The sequence below is a fragment of the Acidobacteriaceae bacterium genome, assembly GCA_035944135.1.
GTDB lineage: Bacteria > Acidobacteriota > Terriglobia > Terriglobales > Acidobacteriaceae > Granulicella.
Genome location: DASZBM010000001.1, coordinates 357,944 through 380,303, shown reverse-complemented (window position 1 = coordinate 380,303; position 22,360 = coordinate 357,944). Strand labels below are relative to the sequence as shown.

The 22,360-nt window shown below is 60.3% G+C and carries 17 protein-coding genes; 12 read left to right on the top strand and 5 right to left on the bottom strand.

What is annotated here, in order from left to right; translation table 11 throughout:
* Positions 1-56: 56 nt before the first annotated feature.
* Positions 57-668, bottom strand: a complete 612-nt coding sequence (locus VGU25_01375; protein ID HEV2575835.1) for a superoxide dismutase — start codon at positions 666-668, stop codon at positions 57-59.
* 308 nt (positions 669-976) lie between these two features.
* On the opposite strand from VGU25_01375, the gene VGU25_01370 reads away from it, so the two are divergent.
* The 3 genes from VGU25_01370 (at position 977) to VGU25_01360 (ending at position 4,671) form a co-directional block, all read left to right on the top strand.
* Entirely contained in the window at positions 977-3,439 is a 2,463-nt protein-coding gene (locus VGU25_01370; GenBank protein ID HEV2575834.1) for a glycoside hydrolase family 15 protein, read from the top strand.
* Between the two features lie 94 nt (positions 3,440-3,533).
* The gene (locus VGU25_01365; protein ID HEV2575833.1) at positions 3,534-3,821 is read left to right on the top strand and encodes a helix-turn-helix domain-containing protein; all 288 of its coding nucleotides are present in this window, start codon (positions 3,534-3,536) and stop codon (positions 3,819-3,821) included.
* A gap of 100 nt (positions 3,822-3,921) precedes the next feature.
* Positions 3,922-4,671, top strand: a complete 750-nt coding sequence (locus VGU25_01360; GenBank protein ID HEV2575832.1) for a glucose 1-dehydrogenase — start codon at positions 3,922-3,924, stop codon at positions 4,669-4,671.
* A gap of 272 nt (positions 4,672-4,943) precedes the next feature.
* Here VGU25_01360 and VGU25_01355 read toward each other — a convergent pair whose 3' ends face one another.
* From VGU25_01355 to VGU25_01345, 3 genes are read right to left on the bottom strand one after another with little or no spacing between them, the layout of a single operon-like run.
* On the bottom strand, positions 4,944-5,363 hold the full coding sequence (locus tag VGU25_01355) for a VOC family protein (protein ID HEV2575831.1): 420 nt from the start codon (positions 5,361-5,363) through the stop codon (positions 4,944-4,946).
* A 27-nt stretch (positions 5,364-5,390) separates the two neighbouring features.
* Complete coding sequence (locus VGU25_01350; protein ID HEV2575830.1) at positions 5,391-6,380, bottom strand: SRPBCC domain-containing protein; 990 nt, start codon at positions 6,378-6,380, stop codon at positions 5,391-5,393.
* Positions 6,361-6,762 (bottom strand): metalloregulator ArsR/SmtB family transcription factor, encoded by a 402-nt coding sequence (locus VGU25_01345; protein ID HEV2575829.1) that lies wholly within the window; start codon positions 6,760-6,762, stop codon positions 6,361-6,363. The genes VGU25_01350 and VGU25_01345 overlap by 20 nt, the downstream gene beginning before the upstream one ends.
* Before the next feature lie 182 nt (positions 6,763-6,944).
* On the opposite strand from VGU25_01345, the gene VGU25_01340 reads away from it, so the two are divergent.
* From VGU25_01340 to VGU25_01300, 9 genes are all read left to right on the top strand, one after another.
* On the top strand, positions 6,945-9,341 hold the full coding sequence (locus VGU25_01340; GenBank protein HEV2575828.1) for a hypothetical protein: 2,397 nt from the start codon (positions 6,945-6,947) through the stop codon (positions 9,339-9,341).
* Between the two features lie 183 nt (positions 9,342-9,524).
* A complete protein-coding gene (locus tag VGU25_01335) occupies positions 9,525-11,162 on the top strand; it encodes an ATP-binding cassette domain-containing protein (protein HEV2575827.1) in 1,638 nt (545 codons plus the stop codon).
* Between the two features lie 171 nt (positions 11,163-11,333).
* Entirely contained in the window at positions 11,334-12,620 is a 1,287-nt protein-coding gene (locus tag VGU25_01330) for an NAD(P)/FAD-dependent oxidoreductase (GenBank protein ID HEV2575826.1), read from the top strand.
* Positions 12,621-12,755: 135 nt separating this feature from the next.
* Positions 12,756-13,556: a glycosyltransferase family 2 protein gene (locus tag VGU25_01325; protein HEV2575825.1), complete on the top strand. Its 801-nt coding sequence runs from the start codon at positions 12,756-12,758 to the stop codon at positions 13,554-13,556.
* Between the two features lie 51 nt (positions 13,557-13,607).
* Entirely contained in the window at positions 13,608-15,026 is a 1,419-nt protein-coding gene (locus tag VGU25_01320; GenBank protein ID HEV2575824.1) for a CHASE3 domain-containing protein, read from the top strand.
* Positions 15,027-15,079: 53 nt separating this feature from the next.
* Positions 15,080-15,496 (top strand): response regulator, encoded by a 417-nt coding sequence (locus tag VGU25_01315; GenBank protein HEV2575823.1) that lies wholly within the window; start codon positions 15,080-15,082, stop codon positions 15,494-15,496.
* A gap of 23 nt (positions 15,497-15,519) precedes the next feature.
* Positions 15,520-17,028 (top strand): ATP-binding protein, encoded by a 1,509-nt coding sequence (locus VGU25_01310; GenBank protein ID HEV2575822.1) that lies wholly within the window; start codon positions 15,520-15,522, stop codon positions 17,026-17,028.
* A gap of 48 nt (positions 17,029-17,076) precedes the next feature.
* Positions 17,077-17,472: a DUF2237 domain-containing protein gene (locus VGU25_01305; GenBank protein ID HEV2575821.1), complete on the top strand. Its 396-nt coding sequence runs from the start codon at positions 17,077-17,079 to the stop codon at positions 17,470-17,472.
* Positions 17,473-17,696: 224 nt separating this feature from the next.
* Entirely contained in the window at positions 17,697-21,041 is a 3,345-nt protein-coding gene (locus VGU25_01300; protein ID HEV2575820.1) for a TonB-dependent receptor, read from the top strand.
* Between the two features lie 74 nt (positions 21,042-21,115).
* Here VGU25_01300 and VGU25_01295 read toward each other — a convergent pair whose 3' ends face one another.
* Complete coding sequence (locus tag VGU25_01295; protein HEV2575819.1) at positions 21,116-22,327, bottom strand: trypsin-like peptidase domain-containing protein; 1,212 nt, start codon at positions 22,325-22,327, stop codon at positions 21,116-21,118.
* Positions 22,328-22,360: the final 33 nt, after the last annotated feature.

The following is a 22,360-nucleotide window of genomic DNA, read 5'->3' as shown; positions in this document are numbered from 1 at the left end:
TGAAAACGAAGGCCGCTCCATTATGAAGCGGCCTCCTCGTCTGCGATGCTTACGAGCTACTTTTTTGCCTGCTCGAAGCGCTTGTTCACCTCAGCCCAATTCACCACGTTCCACCATGCGGCCAGATACTCCGGGCGCCGGTTGTTGTACTTCAGGTAATACGCGTGCTCCCACACGTCGTTGCCCAGGATCGGATACAGGCCCTGCGACAGCGGATTGTCCTGGTTCGGCGTGGTCATGATGGCCAGCTTGCCGCCCTTCCACACCAGCCATCCCCAGCCGGAGCCGAACTGTTTTGCCGCGGCGTCGTTGAACGCCTTCTTGAAGTCCTCGAATCCGCCGAAGTCGGTCTGGATCTGCTCGCCGATATTTCCCGTCGGATTGCCTCCGCCCTTCGGCGCCATGATCTGCCAGAACATCGTGTGATTCACATGTCCGCCGCCGTTGTTGCGCACCGTCGTACGAACGTCTTCGGGAACGCTGTCCAGATTCTTGATCAGTTCCTCGGGAGTTTTCTTGCCCAGGTCGGGATGCTTCTCCACCGCACCGTTCAGGTTCGTCACATAGGCCTGGTGGTGTTTGTCGTGGTGCAGCTTCATCGTGGCCTCGTCAATTGTCGGCTCGAGTGCAGCGTAGTCGTAGGGCAGGGGAGGGAGTTCGAATGCCATAACAGTTTCTCCTTGAGGTTTGCGAGTAACAGCAGGTTGCGAAGTGACGGCGGAGCCAAATCTCCGCTTGAACGAAGCCGTGTGGCCTGTCCGCTTGGATGCGGCGCGGAAGCCATGCGATTCAGCATCCTTGAGCTTAGCGCAGTGTGGCGAACTCTGCTTATACGGTCGCTGCCGCCCTGTGACAAGGATCATGAAGGAATCAGATCCGCGATTTCTTGCATCAATCGCTGCCTCTCTCATGGGGACGTGTGAGCACTGGCCGCCAGTTCGGCCCCGTGAACCAATCTGTGGTCTCATAGTTTCCAATGAGCGTTCTGAACGAAACATACCGCTGGCTGGATGACGACGGTGCGGCCTTCGGTGCTCCGGGCCTTGCTCCGCGATGGACATCCAGCAAAAAGGACGCTGTCTCTACGGCGTATGCCGCCTCCAGCCGCATCTGGTTCACCGCTTCCCACGGCACTCTGAATGAGATCTACTACCCAACCATCGACCGCCCCCAGACGCGCGATATGGAACTTCTCTTCACCGACGAGGAGACCTTCTTCCACGAGGAGAAGCGCGACTTCGAATACGACTTCCACTACATCGACTCCGACGCTCTCGCCGTTCGCGTCACCGCCAACGATCTCGGCGGACGCTACACCGTCACCAAGGAGTTCATCACCGATCCGCACCATCCCGTCGTTCTCATCAACGTGAAGATCGAGGGCGACGAGGAGATTCTCTCGCGCCTCAAGTGCTACGCTCTGCTCGCCCCTCATCTGGATGGCGGCGGCGCCGGCAACTCCGCCCGTGCCGTCGACATCGCTGGCCGTCGCGCCATCCTCGCGTGGAAGAACGGCATCTCGCTGGCGTTCGGCTGCAGCTGCGGCTTCTCGCGCACCAGTTGCGGCTATGTCGGCTCCAGCGACGGTTATCAGGACCTCAGTCAGCATCAGCGCATGACCTGGGACTTCGGTCAGGCGCTGGACGGCAACATTGCGATCATGGGCGAGATCAACATCGGCTGCGTCCGCGATTTCACGATCGCTATCGCGCTCGGCGACAACCATCACGCCGCGCTCGCCGGCATGACCCAGACCCTCGCCACGCCATACGAGCTCCACCAGAAGCGCTTCATCGAGCAGTGGCATCGCGCGGCATCGCCGGAGCGCCTCGCCGCTGCTTCGACCGACGGCGGCAGCCTCATGCGCGTCTCTCACAACGTCCTGCTCGCCCACGAAGACAAGCAATACTCCGGCGCCTTCATCGCCTCGGCCTCCATCCCGTGGGGCGCGTCCAAGTCTGACGACGACCTCGGCGGATACCACCTGGTCTGGACGCGCGACATGATCCAGTCCGCGACCGCGCTGCTCGCCTGCGGCCGCACCGACACCGCGCTCCGCGCACTGGTCTACCTCGCCTGTACTCAGCACCCCGACGGCGGCTTCGCGCAAAATTTCTGGATCGACGGCACGCCCTACTGGTCGGGCATTCAGCTCGACGAGGTCGCCTTTCCCATGATCCTCGCGTGGCGGCTCTGGAAAATAAACGCGCTCGGCGAATTCGACATTATCCCTTTTGTCACCCGTGCCGCCAGCTTTCTCGTCCGGTACGCTCCGGTCACGCAACAGGAGCGTTGGGAGGAGAACGCCGGCTACAGCCCCTCAACGCTTGCATCGGTAATCTCTGCGCTGCTCTGCGCCTCCGAGATCGTTTGCAGGGAATTCCCCGAGCTTGCTGATTTCCTCTGCGACTACGCAGACTGGATCGAAGCGCACCTTGACGAGTGGACCACAACAACCGCCGGCGTTCTCCTGCCCGAGGTCCCGTACCACTACATGCGCATCCGGCCGCCCGCCGAAGGCGAACCGTTCCACAACCCATCCATCCCGCCCGGGATGATTCACATCGCGAACCGCGAGCCCGGCGAAAAGAATGAGTTTGAAGCGCGCGAGGTTGTCGACCCCGGCTTCCTCGAGCTCGTACGCTACGGCATTCGCCGCCCCGACGATCCGCTCATCATCGACTCTCTCAAAGTCGTCGACCACTTCCTCAAGATCAGCACGCCGTATGGTCCCTGCTGGCGCCGCTACAACCACGATGGATACGGCCAGCGCAAAGATGGCGGCCCGTATATGGGCTTCGGCCAGGGTCGCGCCTGGCCGCTCCTCACGGGTGAGCGCGCGCACTATGAGCTCGCTGCCGGGAAGGACATTCGCCCGCTCATCAACGCCATAGAAAAGTTCTCCTCCTTCGGCGGTATGCTCCCCGAGCAGGTCTGGGACTACGCCGACATGCCCTCCGAAGGCCTGTACTGCGGCCGCTCCGCCGGTTCGGCCCAGCCCCTCTGCTGGGCGCACGCCGAGTACCTCAAGCTTCTCCGCTCCGTCACAGACGGCCACATCTTCGACCGCATCTCCATCGTCGAAGAGCGCTACGGCGTCCCGAAAGAGCAGCGCAAATTTCAGAGCCGCATGGAGATCTTCCGCACCACGCGACCCATCTCGGCCATGGTCTGCTCCGGCACCCTGCGCGTCATCGACCCCGAGCCATTCCATCTCATCTGGACGACCGACAACTGGGCTACCACCACCAGGACGGCGGCAGAGCCGGTCGACTCTTTCGGGTCGTTTGCCGATGTCACTGCCCCCGAACTGCCCTGCACGCTCGTCTTCACCATGTTTTGGCCGAACATTAACCGTTGGCTCGGCCACAACTATGAGGTCACCGTGCACGCCGAGCAACCCGCCCAGATGCCAGCCTCGCGCAAGCCGCAGAACTGATTCCTGCGTTGCTTTCTTTCTGTTATCCCCGTAGGGGATCTGCTTTTGTTTTCTGCTCGGCATCGCGGACACTTCGACTATCATCTAAATAATCATGACGAAGGCCCGAAAACATCTCTCGGACGACCAGGTGCAGGCGATCGCTCGCGCGCTCGCCGATCCCCGCCGCTTCGCCATCCTGCAGCAGATCGCCCGCCACGACGCCACTCCCTGCGGCTCCCTGGCCGAGCAGAAGGTCCTCAGCCCCGCCACCATCTCCCATCACCTCAAGGAGTTGGCTGACGCCGGTCTGATCGAGGTCGAGCGCGACGGCCGCTGCGCCTCCCTCACCCTGCATCGCGACACATGGAACGCTTACCTCGCGCAGCTCGCCAAACTGTAATAGTTCGATAAATATCGAAACTTCCTGAATCCTTCGCTTCGCCATGTCATCCATTTCGATGTGTGTCGAACAATTCGACAGACGTCAAAAAGGAGAAATCATGGCAAAGCTCACAGGGAAGGTCGCAGTCGTCACAGGAGCCAGCAAGGGAATCGGCGCGGGCATCGCAAAGGCCCTCGGTGCCGCTGGAGCCTCAGTCGTCGTCAATTACGCCTCCGACAAGGCTGGTGCTGACCGCACCGTCGCCGACATCACCAAGTCCGGTGGAAAAGCTGTCGCCATCGGTGCCAGCGTTGCAAACTCCGCCGATATCGACAAGCTATTCACAGAAACGAAGAAAGCGTTCGGAAAGCTGGACATCCTCGTCAACAACGCTGGCGTCTATGCCTTCAGCCCTCTTGAGGCCGTGACTGAGCAGGAAATTAACCGCATCTTCACGACCAATGTCACAGGGCTATTGCTTACAACCAAGGCTGCTGTTCCGCTCTTCCCAGCGGAAGGCGGCAGTGTCATCAACATCGGCTCCGTGGTCAGCGAGTCCACGCCGCCCAATTCGTCCGTCTACACCGGAACGAAGGGTGCGGTCGACGCCATCACCCGCGTTCTCGCCAAGGAACTCGGCCCAAAGAAGATCCGTGTGAACGCCGTCAATCCAGGTCTCACCATCACCGAAGGCGCGCAATCGGCCGGCATCCCGGGCTCTGATTTCGAGTCCAACGCCGTCGCGCAGACACCGCTCGGCCGCACCGGCAAGCCCGACGACATCGCCGACGTCGTCACCTTCATCGCCTCCGACGAGGCCCGCTGGGTTACGGGCTCGCTCCTCCAAGCCGGCGGCGGTCTTCGCTGACAGAAACGTGTGTTCACGAAGTTTTCATCTCACTGACGGAAACTTCGATCCAGCAACCTCGGTCTCACTCATACACGGCACAACACCGTGTATGAGCCGGGACCACAACAAGACAGGAGAAGATCATGAACCTCGTCCTTACACTTCTTCCCCTCGGCCTCGTCGCCGCCAACTACCTCGTCGCCGATCTCCGCGACCGTAATCGCCCGGACCACGACGCTATCTGCGGCTAAGCTCCGCACCAGCAGAGCCCAGCCGCAGTCTGCATCCGGCTATGCCGGCGGCTGCTGGCCGGGCACACTCACCATCCAGCCAACGCCATACTTATCGGTGCACATGCCAAACAGCGGAGACCAGAAGGTCGGCGCCAGCGGCATATACACACTGCCACCTTCGCTCAGTGCGTCAAAGAGCCTCTTCACCGTCGCCTGGTCCTGATCCTCAACGCACACCTGGAAACCGCCCATCGGCTTGCCGCTGCCCGGAGGCGCATCCGCTCCCATCAGCGTGATGTTGCCCACGGGCATCGACGTATGCATCACCAGGTCCTTCGCGCCGTCGGGCACCGGAACGCCCTGCGGAGCTTCTCCGTACCGCATCGTCATGTGCCGCTTCGTCCCGAAGACCTTCTCGTAAAAGCTGAAGGCCTCATCACACTTGCCTGTAAATCCCAGGTGCAGATTCGTCTTCATTCCATCTCTCCTTAGGTGAAACGTTCTTTACTGTCTGCTGCCAACAAACTCTGCCAGCTTCTCCAGGCTCTGGCTCCATCCTTCGCGCATGCCCTTCAGGTAGCGCGCGGCTTCCGGCGTGCTCCGTGTCACATGCACGTCCAGAACAACCTCCGTTCCGCCTTCAACTTCCTCAAAGAACACAGACGTCCACGTCTCAAACGGCTGATTCCCCTCTTGATCGACCGGCCCTGACGTGAAATGGAAGCGATACGGAGGATAGAACTCCACGAACCGGCCCGTCATCGGATACACGGTCCCATCCGGCCCCTGCATGTGGATGAGGATCGCTCCGCCCTGCCGCGCATCCATCTCGCACACCGGGTTCGTGAAGCACTTCGGCCCCCACCACTCCTTCACCAGCTCCGGCTTCGTCCATGCGTCGAACACCATCTGCCGAGGCGCGGCAAAGAACCGCCGCAGGTGCAGTTCGCTCGGCACATCGTCCGCCGCCGGCTTGCGCTCCGGCTGCACGCGCAGCATGAACTCCGCAAAGCAGTCGAACGCCGAATTCCATCCGCCATTGTGTCCATCGCGCTCGCTCTCCGTCGCAAACGGAGCCTGATGAAAGTGCATGACCGTCTTTCCTCCTCGCTCTTCAAACCGCACCGTGATCACGTTTTCCTTCGGCCCATCGCCGAGCCCCACGCTCGCGCGGCTGTCCCAGCCAAACGTGTACTTCAGCAGCTCCGGCGGCCGCACCTCGAGTACCGTCCCGCCCTGGCCCAGCGTCACCAGTTGGTCGCTCCCAGGCCGTCGCCCGACCATCGTCAGGTGCCACTGCCCGCCCGGCTCGTCTGAAGTCGTAAACTCCGTCGTCGTAAATCCGCGCGGCCCCATCCATTCCTTCGCCATCTCTCGATCGGTCCAGGCCTTCCACACCAGCTCCCGCGGAGCGTCGAACGTCCGAGTTATCGAAATCTCATAGCCCTGCGCGGGCTCGATTGCCACTGCATTGTTAGTTAAGCTTGCGGCCATCTCTCTTCTCCTTACGCGTCTTCGTTGTCTTCCGTTCCTTCAATCCCGTCCCCCTCGCCTGTTCGGCCTGCAGATGTTTCAAAAAGCTGTCCAGCCGGTCGAAGCTCTCCTCCCAGAACCGCCTGTACTGCTCGATCCATCCGGCCGCCTCCCGCAAGGGCTCGGCCCGCAGCCTTACCGGACGGTACTGCGCCTGCCGCCCCCGCTCCACGAGCCCCGCATTCTCCAGCACCCGCAGGTGCTTCGAGACCGCCGGCATGCTCATCTCGAACGGTTCCGCCAGCTCCGTCACCGAGGTCTCGCCCAGCGCCAGCCTCGCCAGAATGGCCCTGCGCGTCGGATCCGCCAGCGCCGAAAACGTATTGCTGATTGCGTCATTCATGTATATGTAACCACTCGGTTATATAACCTGATGGTTAATTACGCCTGCCCCGCCAGCTTGTCAACTTTTTTCTTCGGAAGTTTCAAACGGCAGGCTCAATCGATTACCATCAATATTCAGAAACCGGTCTCTCAGGCATTCACTTCATACGCCGAAACGCCGGGCACCACAGGAGATACAGAATGGGGAACTATCGGGTCAGCGTGCGCGCGCTTCTGCTCGCGACCATCTCGCTGACCACTGCGCAGAATCTTTGCTATGCCGCCGCCACAAACTCCACCAGCTCCACGGCAAAGCCCGATAAGTTCTTCACTCTCCCCATCGCGAATCCCAACGCCGGCCAGCATCTCGAGTACCGTTACGGCGTGCCGTTCATGGTGACGCCTTCATCAACCGCCCAGATTAAGGTCGATGCCGCGGTGAAGAAGATCTTCATCCTCGGCTTGACCGAGACGATGCGTCCCTCCGCATGGTCTGATCCTCTGGACATGTCGCGCCGCTTCTTCATTGGCGACAACCTCGGCGTCATCCGTCTCACCTATGCCGACGGATCCACACAGAACTTCCCGCTCATCGTCGGCGAGAGCGCATGGTTCGGCATGCCGTTCTACCAGACGCGCGAGCCCTTCCCCACTGACGCGCATCTGCGCAGTGCCTTCGCCCAGTCGAGCCATCTCTACCCCGCGGCTCCGGTCGATGATGGCAACTACGTCGCTGTGATCGACCCGCGTACCGCTCCGCTGGCAAGCATCGAGATCATTCCGGCCTCTGACAAGAAGGGCTCCGTCAGCATCGCCGGCGTCACAGCGGAGACTGCGCAGGATCAATCCGTTCCCGGCCTGCGGTACACGCCCTTCGACAGCCTCGATCCGAAGTTCGCGGAGTTCGTGCAGCATAAGTCGCTGCGCCCTGAAGGCGTCGATGAGTCGATCTCGAAGGCACGTCTCGGCGAGCTTCGCGCCGCCCTCTACACCAGCGCCGCACAGTGGGACAAGCCTGTAGCCGTCAAACCCGTGCCGTCCGGTTATACCGGTCCCCGCGTCACCATCAAGGGCAACAACTACAGCAACATCCTGCAGAACGCCTTCTACGCCAATGTGCAGGACATGCTGGCCAAGGTCGACGCCAAAGGCTTCTATCACACCTCCACTCCTGGAGCCCTTGCCTGGTCCGGCGCCCCATGGTCTGCCAGCGGAGAGTTCGGCACCTGGCGCAACGGCGTCGGCGTCTACGCCGACCAATCCTGGTCACGCGACCTTGGTCGCACCATGCAGGAGCTCGCCGATCTCGGCTTCATCGATCCAGCCACGCGCGGCCTCGATCTTGCCCTGCGCGACGCGCGTCTCTATCAGGAGAATCCCAATCTCACCTTCCGCGGCGGTCCCCTGCCTCCGCACTGGAGCCGCATCATCAATCGCCCTGATCCCGCGTGGCCTTTTGAGAATGACGGCCACGGGCTCATCAGCATCGCGCTCTACAGGCTGTGGCTGCATCTCCCCGATCGTGATGCCTGGCTCCGCGCCCATTGGACTGACGTAAAGGCCGCGGGCGACTGGATACCGTGGCAGTTTGCCCATCCCGACCTCTCCGGTGTTAAAAACGGCATTCTTCACACCACGGGCGAGTCGGCGGGCGGCAACGGTTACTCCGTCTACCCCGACTACATCTGCATGACTGCGCTCGAAAGCCTGGCTCGCATGGCCGACTCCATCGGTCAGACCGACTCCGCCAGCCTCTGGCGTGACCGCGCAGCGAAGATGCGCTCCGCCATGTATTCGCAGTACATCGTCTCGGATCCGAAGTACGGCGATGTCTGGACGCTCAAATACGCCGGCTGGCCCAACAAGTCCACCGTCCTCGGTCCGCTCATCACCCAAGCTGACACCAACGCTTACGAGCCCGAGCAGGACCCAAAGTGGCAAGCCGCAGATCAGGCAGCCTATCAGCGCCTCATCGACACCTATAAGCCTCTGGGCTTCTACGGCTGGGCGATGGGCTACGGCCAGGGCTTCGTCTCGCAGGCCGCTCTGCTCCTCGACCGCATGAACGACGCCACCGCAATGTTCGACTGGACCGCGAGGGAGGTTTACGATCCGGCCGTCGGCTCTGCGGCCGAGTTCATCGTTCCGGAAGGCGCGCAGCTCGACCCGACCGGCAAATTCATCTATCGCACCGGCGATCAGGGCAACGGCGTGCAGGAGGACGAGATCGTCAAGGCCTTCCGTCTCGTTATCGGCATCGACGATCTGAATCCGCAGCATCTCCAGATCCTGCCCCGCATCCCCTATGACTGGACCGAGTTCGCCGTCGACAAGTACCCCGTGCTTTACTCACATGACGGCAAGACGGAGACAGCCATGCTTCGCTACCGTCTCGTCCGCACCGGCTCCCGGATGGCCTTCGAAATCTCGGCCAGCAAGCCCATCGGCACGGTTCCGGTCCGCCTCGGCCCCTTCAAGGACTCGCCGTCGCTCTCCAGCGTCCTCGTTAACGGCAAACACCCCGAAGGCGCCTCCGTCATCCACAGCGGCGACTCCTGGTGGGTATCCTGCTCAACCGACCTGGGCCCAAACAGGTAATCCGGCCGCTTGACAAACCTCACGCCCCGGCGCCCCAGCCCCTCCGCACCGCCCGGAACAAACCGCTTCTCGGCGTGTGCTTAGGTCCAAAGCTAAAGTCCTTGTTTTGAAGATTTTGCGCAAAAAGTACGGGGGGAGGGGGGTACCCTCCCCTTGCCCGTGAAACATGAGAAAATATAGGAGATGATCTCTGTCTCCAATGTCACCATGCGCTACGGTTCGAAGCTGCTCTTCGAGGACGTCTCCGTAACCTTCCACTCGGACCGCCGCTACGGCCTCACCGGCCCCAACGGCTCCGGCAAGTCGACCTTCATGAAGGTCCTCACCGGCGAAATCGACGCCCAGAAGGGCACCGTCGTCCGCCCCAAAAAGTTCGGCGTCCTCAAGCAGAACCAGTACGAGTTCGACGCCTTCCGCGTCATCGACACCGTCATCATGGGCAACAAAGGCCTCTGGGCAGCACTCGAGGAGCGCGAGGTCATCTACTCCAAGCCCGAGATGACCGACGAGGACGGCATCCGCCTCGGCGAGCTCGAGGGCATCGTCGGCGAAGAGGACGGCTACGAGGCCGAACCCAACGCCGCGATCCTCCTCCAGGGCCTCGACATCCCCGACGAGCTCCACGAGCGCAAGATGTCGGAGCTCCAGGGCGGCCAGAAGGTTCGCGTCCTCCTCGCGCAGGCACTCTTCGGAAACCCCGACGCCCTCTTCCTCGACGAGCCCACCAACTACCTCGATCTCGATTCAATTCACTGGCTTGAGAACTTTCTCAACCGTTACAACGGCACGGTCATCACCATCTCGCACGACCGCCACTTCCTGAACTCGATCTGCACCCACATCGCCGACATCGATTACGAGACGATCATTGTCTACACCGGCGGCTACGACGACATGGTGATGCAAAAGACGTCCGTCCGCAGCCGCATCGAATCGCAGAACGAGCAGCGCGAGAAGAAGATTGCTCAGTTGAACGAGTTCATCGCCCGCTTCTCCGCCGGTACTCGTTCCTCGCAGGTGAACTCACGTAAGAAGGAAGTTGAGCGCCTCCAGACCACGGAGCTCGCGCGCTCCAACATTCAGCGCCCGTACATCGCGTTCAAGATGGAGCGTCCCAGCGGCAAGCACGTGCTCGAGTTCGAAGGCGTGAACAAGAGCTACACCCAGCCCAACGGCTCAACCGAGCACGTCATCCGTAACTTCTCCGCATCCGTTCTAAGAGGCGACAAGGTCGTCCTCGTCGGCCGCAACGGTCAAGGGAAGTCCACGATGCTCAAGGCGCTGCTTGCCAATACGGATCTCGATGAGGCGAATAAGGCAGACATTGACTCCGGTGAAGTGAAATGGGGACACGAGGCGCAGATTGGCTACTTCGCGCAGGACCACACTGCCTCGATCCCCAAGGGAACCACTGCCGCCGACTGGCTGCACAGCTTTGATCCCAAGGCAGCCAAGGAAGACATCCGCGGCCTGCTCGGGCAGATGCTCTTCCGCGGCGAAGAGGGCTTGAAGAAGACCGAGGCACTTTCCGGTGGTGAAGCTGCTCGCCTTCTCTTCTGCAAGCTGATGCTGCAGAAGCCAAACATCCTCGTGCTCGACGAGCCGACGAACCACCTGGATCTCGAGAGCATCATGGCTCTGAACACGGCTCTCCAGAAATACGAAGGGACTGTGTTCCTGGTGACGCACGATCAGGACCTCATTGAAGAGGTCGGCACGCGCATCTGGCACTTCGAAGGCGGCCCCACGGACTTCCACATCACCGACCACAAGGGACCGTACGAAGAGTACGAATCTCAGCTGGCGTTAGCGGCGAAGTAATGGATCGCGCTCTGCATCAGGAGTACGAGCAGGAGCTTGCGCTAGCGGCTCGTTAGCGCTCCCGACTGTTTGGGAGCCCACCGCGATTCCAGTACACTCAGCTTCAAAGAAGGTCTCAGTCTCGCATTTCACCGGAGCAGGTCTTTACCGGTCTCTAAGGAACGCCAAGGAATGGCAAAGGTTGTCGTTGTTGGAGCCGGCGCAATGGGCCTTGCCGCTGCGTACCGAGCATCGAAAAATGGACACGAGGTAGATCTGATTGAAGCCGCTCCTGACCCGGGTGGCATGGCCGGTCATTTCGACTTCGATGGCGTTTCGCTTGAGCGGTTCTATCACTTCGTCTGCAAGACGGACTATCCGACGTTCGACCTGCTCAAGGAGCTTGGGATCCCAGACGCCATGGAGTGGCGAGATTCGTCCATGGGCGTGTTCACCGGCGGAAAGCTGCATAGCTGGGGTGATCCCATCTCGCTGCTGCGATTCCCGCACCTCTCGTTGTGGCAAAAGCTGAGATATGGCCTGTTCGCCCTGGTGTCGGTGCGCAGGAATCAGTGGCCTGCAATCGAGAACGAATCGGCCAAGAGCTGGATCGTGCGCTGGTGTGGCGAAGGCGTGTATCGGCTGCTTTGGGAGCCGCTGTTCGACTACAAGTTTTACGAGTATGCCGACAACATATCCGCGCTATGGATATGGACACGGATTCGCCGCATCGGGCGCTCGCGCCGGAGCCTGATGCAGGAGGAACTCGGGTACATCGAAGGCGGATCCATCACTCTGGTTAATGCGCTGGTCGATGCGATTCAGAAGAACGGCGGGCGTGTTCATCTCGGCGAACCGGCGACGGAGATCGCATCGGAGGATGGTCGGGTGACAGGCGTGCGAACGTCGAAGGGCTTCTATCCGGCAGACGCCGTTATCTGCACGTCTCCCACGCCGCTGATCGCCTCGCTGGTTCCGTCACTGCCTGAGGATTGGAAGCAGCGTTACGCGTCGATCCACAACATTGGTGTGATCTGTGTGATTTTCAAGCTGCGGCGCTCGGTCAGCCCGCATTTCTGGTTGAACATCTCGGAGCCGGATTTTGAGATTCCGGGTGTGATCGAGTTCACGAGGCTTCGGGATGTAGGTGGTGACCATATCGTATATGTGCCGTATTACATGCCGGTCACTCATCCGAAGTTCTCCTGGCGTGAGGACCAACTGCTTGATGAGGCGTTCGCCTGCCTGCACCGGATCAACCCGGCGCTGACGCGCGAAGATATTCTGGCGACAAAGGTTGCGCGTCTGCGGCATGGGCAGCCGATCTGCGAGCCCGGATTTGCGGCGAAGATACCGCCCGTGCAGACGCCGATCGCTGGTCTGCAGATTGCGGACACCTGTTATTACTACCCCGAGGACCGCGGAATCGCGGAGAGTGTGCGGCTGGGGCAGCAGATGGCGAATGCAGTCGGGCAATAGGCGCGATCCTGGCGCAAACGCCGGGCAATTGCACAAAGTCCTGAAGTTTATAGACTGGAAAGAACAGACCCGGCGCCGGCTAGAGCAGGGAATGCAGCAATCCTGCCCTGGCAAGCGCATCCAAAGGGATAGATCATGCTGAATGGAAAGAAAATTGCAGTTGTTCTGCCGGCCTACAACGCTGCGAAGACGCTGGAAAAGACCGTTCGGGAGATTCCGCGCGAAATTGTCGACACGGTAATTCTGACCGATGACTGCAGCAAGGACGATACGGTCCGGATCGCGCAGCAGCTGGGGCTGGTTACGCTGCGCCATGACAACAACCGCGGGTATGGCGGCAATCAGAAGACCTGTTATGCCGCGGCCCTGCACGAGGGCGCAGACATTGTGGTCATGGTTCATCCGGATTATCAATACACGCCGCTTCTGATTGCTGCGATGGTTTCGATGATTGCGTACGGCGAGTATGACGCTGTGATGGCTTCACGCATTCTGGGCCGAGGTGCGCTGAAGGGCGGCATGCCGAAGTATAAGTACGTGTCGAATCGCGTGCTGACGCTGCTCGAAAACATTTTGATTCACGAAAAGCTCTCCGAGTATCACAGCGGATATCGTGCGTGGAGCCGCGAGGTTCTGGAGCGTTTGCCGCTGTTGAGCTGCTCGGACGATTTCGTGTTCGACAACGAAATGCTTGCTCAGACGTTTTACTTTGGCTTCCGTGTCGGCGAGATATCGTGCCCGACGAAGTATTTCGAGGAGGCCTCGTCGATTAATTTCCGGCGCAGCGTGAAGTATGGATTCGGTGTCCTGGGCACCGCCTTGGACCTGCGGTTGAAGCGAATGAAGCTGAAGAAGCCGGCGATTTTTGAGGATCGGCCGGGCGAGAAGCTCCTGGATGCACCCCAGCCGACCCCTCTGGTGGAACCCATTGCCTGAGCGTTTGCACAACCTGAGTCGGCGCTTAACGCATCCGCCTTCTCTGAGGGTATGAGAAAGACATCCTGGTATCGTGCGGCGCTGGTTGGCGCTGTTGCCATTGTGTTGTTGAACACGTGGTTCGCGGCACGCGCACTCAACACGCTGATAGCGGCGCAGTTCTGGTACTCGCACACCCTGCAAGTGATCTCGCAGACGGAGACTCTGCTTGCAGAGGTGCGCACCGCAGAGAGTTCGGCGCGCGGGTTTGTGATGACGGGGCTGCCTGCGCTTGAGGAGCAATACTCGAAATCTACGCAGCAGATTCACCAGAGCGCGGACAGCCTGCAACGCTTGACGATTGATAACAGTTCGCAGCAGGTGCGCATTGCAGCCCTGAATGACGGTATTTCAGCGAAGCTGTCGACACTGGAGGCGCTGCTTGCGGTGCGCCGGGTCCAGCCGCAGGGTGCGATCGATCCGGCCCTGCTGGCCCCTGTCGTCGAGGGCACGCCAGACCGCATGGACAGGGTACAGTCGACCGTTCGTGATATCGAGACAGAGGAGCAGCGGCTGCTTGCAGAGCGCACCGCAGAGACTATGTCGGCGCGGCGGCAGGTGTGGGGAAGCTTTACGCTCGCATTTGTCCTGGATTTCCTTCTGCTTGTAAGCGCGTTTGAACTGCTGGTTCGCGCCGCGCGAGACCGTGAGCGGATTGCCGCAAGCGCAGAGGAAAATGCCGCACTGAACCGGCAGCTGACCGAAGCGAATGAGGAGTTGGAAACCCGGGTTGAGCAGAGGACTCGCGAACTGGCTCAATCGAACGAGGAACTGGAGGCGTTCAGTTATTCGGTGTCGCACGATCTTCGGGCGCCACTTCGCACGATTGACGGATTTTCGCTCGCGCTGCACGAAGATTATGGCGGCAGGCTGGATGAGCAAGGGAAGGATTACATCAACCGCGTGCGCAATGGCGTGCAGCGGATGGGGACGCTGATCGACTCGCTTCTGCAGCTTTCTCGTGTGACGCGGTATGAGGCGCAGCGCGAACAAGTGGACCTGTCGCAGCTCGCGACCACAGTCTTTGGCGAGCTTCACGCGCTGGATCCGCAGCGCAAGGTGCAGTGGATTGCTGAGCCGGGGATGGTTGCGGAAGTTGATCCCCGCCTGATGCGGGTTGCATTCGAGAATTTGATTGGAAATGCATTGAAGTTCACGGCGCGAACAGAGGAGGCGACGATCGAGTTCGGGAGTAGCCCGCAAAATGGCGAGACCGTATACTTTCTTCGGGACAATGGAGCAGGGTTTGACATGCAGTATGTCGACCGTCTGTTCACTGCGTTTCAGCGACTTCATGGCGAGCGTGAGTTCAAAGGGTCGGGCATCGGCCTTGCGACCGTGTCGCGCATCATTCGCCGTCATCACGGTTCCATCCGGGCGGAAGGCGAGCCCGGCAAGGGAGCCACGTTCTTTTTTACGCTTGCAGCCTGAGCTTCGAGTTCGAGCGCGGGAGAGTCTAACGATGATGAGACCAGAGTGAGATGATGATTCTTCTTGTTGAAGACGATCCGGACCATGAAGCGCTCGCGATTCGCGCGCTGCGCAAGGCGAATGTAGCGAACGAGATTGAGGTGGCGCGTGACGGCGCCGAGGCGCTGGCGTACGTGGCTGCGGCGGCCAGCGGAGCAAAGCCGATGCCGCAGCTCGTTTTGCTTGATCTGAAGCTGCCGAAGGTGGATGGACTGCAGGTGTTGCGAAGCATTCGCGCGGAGGAGAAGACGGCGCTGCTACCTGTCGTGGTCCTTACCTCGTCTGATGAAGAGAGAGACATCGTATCGAGCTACCGGCTGGGTGTGAACAGCTACATCCGCAAGCCGGTCAACTTCACGGATTTTGCCGAGGCGACTCGTCAGCTCGGCATGTATTGGCTGCTGCTCAACCAATGTCCACCGCCCCAATAAACTCGTCGCGGAACATGCTCCGAGTGCTCCTCATTGAAGACTACGAGGAAGACGCTCTGCTGCTGGAACGCTTTCTGTCGCGCGCTGGATACACCGTCGAGGCGCGCCGTGTGCAGACGGCGGACGAGTTGCGCGAGGTGCTTGCGGAGCAGAGCTCAATTGATCTCGTGCTGGCGGACTATACGCTGCCGAGCTTCGGCGCGCGCGACGCGCTAGCGATCATTCAGGACAGTGGCGTAGAGATTCCGTTCATCATTGTGTCGGGAACAATCGACGAGGTGTCGGCTGTCAGCGCGATGCGCGCGGGAGCGCATGATTATGTGCTGAAGGGCCATTTGGATCGTCTGTTGCCGGCAATCGAGCGCGAGCTTGCGGATGCGGAGAGGAGACGCGAGCGGCTGCGCACAGAAGCCGAGCTGCGGCTGGCGCAGCAACGGTTTTCCGCCACGTTCAACCAGGCCGCGGTGGGCATGGCGCACACGACGACCACGGGCCGCTTTCAGCTCGTGAATCAGCGGCTCGCGGAGATGCTGGATGTATCCGTGGAGCGGCTGGTTTCGCTTTCGATCACGGATTTTATGTTGCCGTCGGAACGGGAGATGGAGTCGGCGGAGTTGCTGGATTTGATTGCGGGGCGACAGACCGGGCATCGGGTCGAGCGGGAGCTGCTGCGCTATAACGGGACAACTTTTCCGGCGCAACTTACGGTGTCGATGCTGCGGCACGATAACTCCACAGCGCCGAGCATTCTGTGGGTGGTCGAGGACATCTCTGCGAGGAAAGCGGCGGAGCGCGAGACATCGGAGCTGATGACGCGGCTAATTAATTCCGAACGGCTGGCTGCTGCCGGCCGAATGGCGAACACGCTGGCGCATGAGATCAACAATCCACTCGAGGCGCTGACGAACGTGGTTTATCTGTTGCAGACGCACGATCTTCCACCGAGCGCACGGGAGCTGGCCGCAGTCGCCTCGCGCGAACTGGAACGCGTGGGCCACATCACGCGATCGACGCTGAGCTTCTATCGCAAAGCGCCGGGGCGCACGTTGGATCTGCACACAATGCTGGACGAGGTGGTGCAGCTCTTTACGTCGCGTGCCACGCAACACCACATCGAGATCCAGACGCGCTTCAGTGCTGAAGTGCGTGAGGCAAGCTACGATCCGGCACTGCGCCAGGTGATGGCCAACCTCGTCGCGAATGCACTTGAATCAATGGAGAGCGCGGGCGGTCATCTCAACATCCGCGCGCGGATCGAGGGATCGAACGCGGTGATCCTGATCTCCGATACGGGACACGGAATCGATCGCGCCAATATGCGCTCCGTCTTTGAGCCATTCTTCACGACGAAGGGTGAACGCGGAACGGGTCTTGGACTTTGGGTCACCCGGGGCATCCTAGAGGAACAAGGCGGGCGGTTGAGGCTGCGCAGCTGCACGAGCGGCCGGCACCGCGGAACTACAGTGCGGATTCAACTTCCGGTATTGCATCAGTCCAACGCGCCGGTGAAATCGGCGACGCTGGTCAACTGAAGGGCATTTCGAGGAGACAGGCTGGGAGCCCGGATTTAGAATCCAGCCATGGAAACGCGCTACGGTTCTGTGCAGAAGAATGTGCTGGGTCAGCCGCTGGAGACGTGTGGCTCTGAGCCGATGACGGGTTTCTTCCGCGACGGCTGCTGTAAGACCGGGCCAGAAGACCTGGGGATGCACACTGTCTGCTGTGTCGTGACAGAGGAGTTTCTGAGCGTTTCAAAGCAGCTGGGGAATGACCTTTCGACTCCAATGCCGCAGTTTGGCTTCCCGGGGCTGAGGCCGGGCGACCGTTGGTGCGTGTGCGCCGCGAGGTGGCTGCAGGTGCAGCGGGCTGGGGCGGCCTGTCCCGTGGTTCTTGAAGCGACCCACGAGGCGACGCTGGAGGTCGTGCCTTTCGAGGTGCTGCTGCAGTATGCGGTGATTCCCGAGACGCTTCACTGATCGGACTGCGGTTCGCGCGTCTTTTTGAGCGCTCGTGCGGGGTTTCCACGAAAGTTGTTTTTCTTGACAGAGCCTGAACCGCTCGGTCATGCTAATTCTGATACTTACAACCTCAGCTTTTCGCAGCGCGAACCTTTAAGGGGCCTCCTCCTCACCCCTCTCGTGAGCGCGAACCGAGTTTTTGAGTTCGCGATTTTGTACAACGCAACCAGGAGCTATCTCTTATGTCGCGGAGTTTTGTGAAGGCACTCAGCGTGGCCGTTGTGGCGGTCGTGTTTCTACTTTGTCCGGCTACGCAAGCAACAGCCCAGACGTCAGCCACGGGCAACATCACCGGTACGGTAACGGACCCCACCGGTGCCGCCGTTCCTGGGGCAACCGTCACGATTACCAACAACGACACCAACGTCTCCCGCACGATCAAGACGAATGATGTCGGCGCGTACACGGTTCCGTTTCTCATCCCGGGGAACTACGAAGTGTTCGCGACAGGAACTGGCTTCGGCAAGATTGATCGCCAGCATCTCGTTCTGACGGTAGGCTCCACGCTCACCGTTGATGCCACCCTTCCGGCGGGCAGCGTGGCGGAGGCTGTCGAGGTCACCACCGAACCTCCGATCCTCGATCCCGAGGTGACTGCGGTCAACACCACCATTGACAGTCACGTAATCGCAAACATGCCGGTCAATTCGCGCAACTGGGACACCTTCGTGCTGCTCGCGCCCAACGTCGTTCCTGACGGCGGGTCGGGGTTGGTGGCGTTCCATGGCATCTCCGGTCTCTACAACAGCAACTATGTCGACGGCGCGAGCAACAACCAGATGCTCTTCTCCGAAGCGCGCGGCCGCGCCTCGGGTGCGCCATATGTCTACTCGCTTGACTCGATCCGCGAGTTCCAGGCGGAGACTGCGGACTACTCCGCCGAATTCGGTCAGGCTGCCGGAGGCGTCGTGAACGCCGTCACCAAGTCCGGTACCGACCATATCCATGGCGACCTCTTCTACTACCTACGCTACCCCGGTCTGAACGCTCTCGATCCTTACTCCAAATGGTCGGCGCTGCACAACAACGGGAACCCGTTCCTGCTGACGCAACCGATTCATCAACAGCATCAGTTCGGCGGTTCGGTCGGTGGACCGCTCATCAAGGACAAGCTTTTCGGCTTCTTCACCTATGACGGCTTCCGCCAAGTCGGCAAGGTGCTCTACTATTCCACGGCGACGATCTCGCCAACCGCTGCCGGCACCTCCACCTCGACGAGCGTGATTTCGCCCACGCAGTGCCCGGCGATTAGCGCGTCCCAGTGCAGCTCCGCTATCACATTCCTGTTGCAGCTTGCGGGTTACACGGCGAATGGCGCACCAGCGGCGCCGCCAAGCCGCTTCTCGAAGGAGAATCTGTTCTTCCCGCGTCTGGACTATCAGCCGACTGAGAAGGACCACATCTTCGCTGACTTCAACTTCGCGGACTTCGATCGCAGCAACGGTTATGCACCGAATCCGACCTACTCGAACTCGTCGGTCAGTACTAACGGACCCACCAGTTATCACGAGCGGTTCGTCGTCGCCAACTGGACCCACGCCTTCACTTCAAGCAGTGTGAACGAAGTCCGTTTTCAGTGGGGACGCGATCTGGAGACCGCGGGAGCCAATGCCCCGGGACCGAGCGTCACGCTGGGCAGCCTCACAGCCTACGGCATGCCTAATGCGCTTCCGCGCATCGCCGAGCCTGATGAGACTCGCTGGCAGGGAACCGATGTCTTCAGTTTGAACAAAGGCCACCACTCGTTCAAGTTCGGTGGCGACATCAATGTCGTCCACGAGATCATGATCAACCTCTTCCAGGGCGGAGGGCTCTACAACTACTCTGGTGCAAATGCCACAGTGAACTTCCAGAACTGGGCTGCGGACGCATTCGCAGGCCAGGCGGGTGACACCGTGGCCAATGCCGGCAAGCTCTACACGAGCTTTACCCAGACCATCGACGCCATCAACGGCCCGACCGCAGCCGCAGGCGGCGATAACTTCTACATGCATCTGTACGACGGCTTCGCTGAGGACTCCTGGAAGCTCCGTTCTAACGTCACTCTCAATGCCGGCTTACGTTACGATCTTCAGCTGACCCCAAACCCTCCGCACCCCAACACCAGCAGCCCGCTCGCCGCTGAATACAACCAGACGATCAAGAACATTGCCGACCGTATTCAGCCGCGCATCGGCCTGTCATGGCAGCCATATCAAGGTACGGTCGTACGCGCCGGTTATGGCCTCTTCTCCGCGTTGAATCAGGGCTCTACCTACTACGCTATGCGCGTAGAAAACGGCGTCTACCAAATCAACTACTCGGCTGGTACGGGCGGTGTGGCAAAGATCGTCACCTTTCCTGATGTCCTTTATCCCGTGCCCAACGTAGATCCCTCGATCTCGAATGCGCTAATACCTTCCGGCGGCAACGTGCCGAAGGCGGAGAACCCATTCCCGACGAGTACCTCGCCTGTGCTCACCTCAGGTTTCCATGGCCTTTCGCCTACTTTCGTTCCGCCTCTCTCGCATGAGGCGGATCTGAGTGTCGAACAGCAGCTTCCCGGCCGCTTCACCCTGAGAGTCGGCTATGTAGGCACGCGCGCCGAACACCTGCCGGTCTTCCTGGACGCCAACCTGGTCGGTCAGACGCCGCACGCTTCGCGCACGTACAAGGTCACCGGCTATAACGGCTCTGTGACGAATTACACGCTTCCGTTCTACCTGTCCACGGACCGCATCAACACGTCGATCTCATCGCTCAACACCGGCTTCTCCGTAGCGAATCTCTGGTATCACTCGCTGGCGACGGAACTTCGCCGCAATTATCAGAACGGGCTCGAGGTGGTGGTCAACGAGACCTGGTCGCACTCGCGTGATGATGACCAGGTACAGGGTGCCTTTGGCACCTTCTATGGGGGCAATCCAGTCCTGGACCCGAACAACCTCAAGGCCGAGTACGGCAACAGCGATATCGATCTCCGCAACCGCTTCACGGGGACGGTGGTCTATCAGTCGCATCTTTACCAGTCCAACTGGGCCTTTAAAAACATCATCAACCCCTTCACCTTTTCGGGCGCGTACGTCGCACAGACCGGGCAGCCGGTCGTTGCGGGAGTCGGTGGTTTTCCGAGCGGCGGCGACCTCGGTGGGCCCACGGGGGGAACCATGAGCTCCAGCTCGGGCGCCGGAACCGCAGGTCGGCCGTTTTACATCGGTCGCAACTCGCAGTTCGGCCCTGGTGTGCAGGATCTCGACATGCGCGTGGGACGTGATGTTCCCATCCACGAAGCTATCCACCTGCAGTTTTTTGTGGAGGCGTTCAACCTTGCGAATCATCGCATCATCACTGGCGTGAACAGCACATATTCCAGCTATGTTGCGCCGAGCGCCACCTGCGCGGCGGGTCCGGTACCCAGTGGATCCACCTTCGGTGGCTGCTACGTCCCGTATGTCTCGGCGACGCAGGCGTTCAATACTCCGTCCAGCACCAGCAACCTGCTGTACGGTCCGCGCCAACTGCAGGTCTCGGCGAAGCTGTTCTTCTAAGCCCGAACAGCCAGAAACAACGATGGCCCGGAGAGATCCGGGCCATCGCTTTTGTGTTTCGCTCGCGCGTGGGGCTAGGTCTCCTGACCATTTGTCGGCTGCTGCGTTGCATCGGAGAGCGTGACCTTCACATCGAATTGCCGCTGGCCGCGGAATACTGTCACAATGATCGTGTCTCCGGCGTGATGCGCATTCAGCGCGTTCGAAAGGTCCTGCTTGTTGGTAATGTCCTGTCCGTCGATCTTGGTGATGAAGTCGCCTCCAAGGACAATCGGTGTAAAGCCGAGATAGGCGCGCTGTGATCCGCCGCGCAGTCCTGCACGGTCCGCAGCACCACCCGGAAGAACGCGCTCAATCAGCACACCATAGTCTGCGGGAAGGCCAATCTGCTGCGCGAGATCGGGGCTGATCTCGAGTGTGACGACGTCCATGGAGGGCCGTCTCACGCGGCCGTAGCGCGCGAAGTCATCGAGCACAGCCTTTGCGGTTGAGATTGGAATCGCGAAGCCAATGCCGGCCGACTGCGCGACACCGCCGTTAGGGTTTCCCGCAATCATCGTGGTGATGCCGATGACCTCACCGTGTGAGTTCAGAAGCGGGCCACCGGAGTTGCCAGGGTTGACGGCTGCGTCGGTCTGGATTGCGTTGTCGATCTTCACTCCGGACGGCAACTCGACGGAGCGCAGTGCGGAGATGATGCCGCGGGTCATCGTTCCCTGAAAGCCGAACGGATTGCCGATCGCATACACGCGCTGGCCCACCGCAAGGTGAGAGGAGTCGGCGAGGACCGCGGGCTGCAGATCGGGAGCGTTGGTGATCTGAAGCAAGGCGATGTCGTGAGCCTTGTCTGTGCCCAGCACAGTCGCCTTGTACCTCTTCTTGTCAGAAAGCGCGACTTCGACCGATTGTGCGCCCTCAACGACGTGGTTGTTCGTGAGGATGTGGCCTTGCTTGTCGATGATGAACCCCGAGCCCTGTCCTTGCTCCGGAACAGGCTGGTAGAAGAAGTCATAGGCCACCTGCGTCGAGGTGATGTTCACGACGGACGGCAGCGCGCGCTTGTAAACGGAGATATTCTGCTCTTCTTCCGCATCGAGCGTGGGCGCCGCCTCGGTCTCGGTCAGCTTGAAGGTTCCCATGGGGCCATTCAAGGTCGAGGTGGTTATGTCCGGAGCCTGCGCGCCTTGCACCAGGTGGGCAATCGTACCGATCGGGAAAAAATGTGTGGTCAGCAGATAAAACCCACACAAGATGAATAGAACCAGCAGGACGGAACGCAGCTTCATGGCAAATGACTTTCTGGACGCACACAGCGCCCT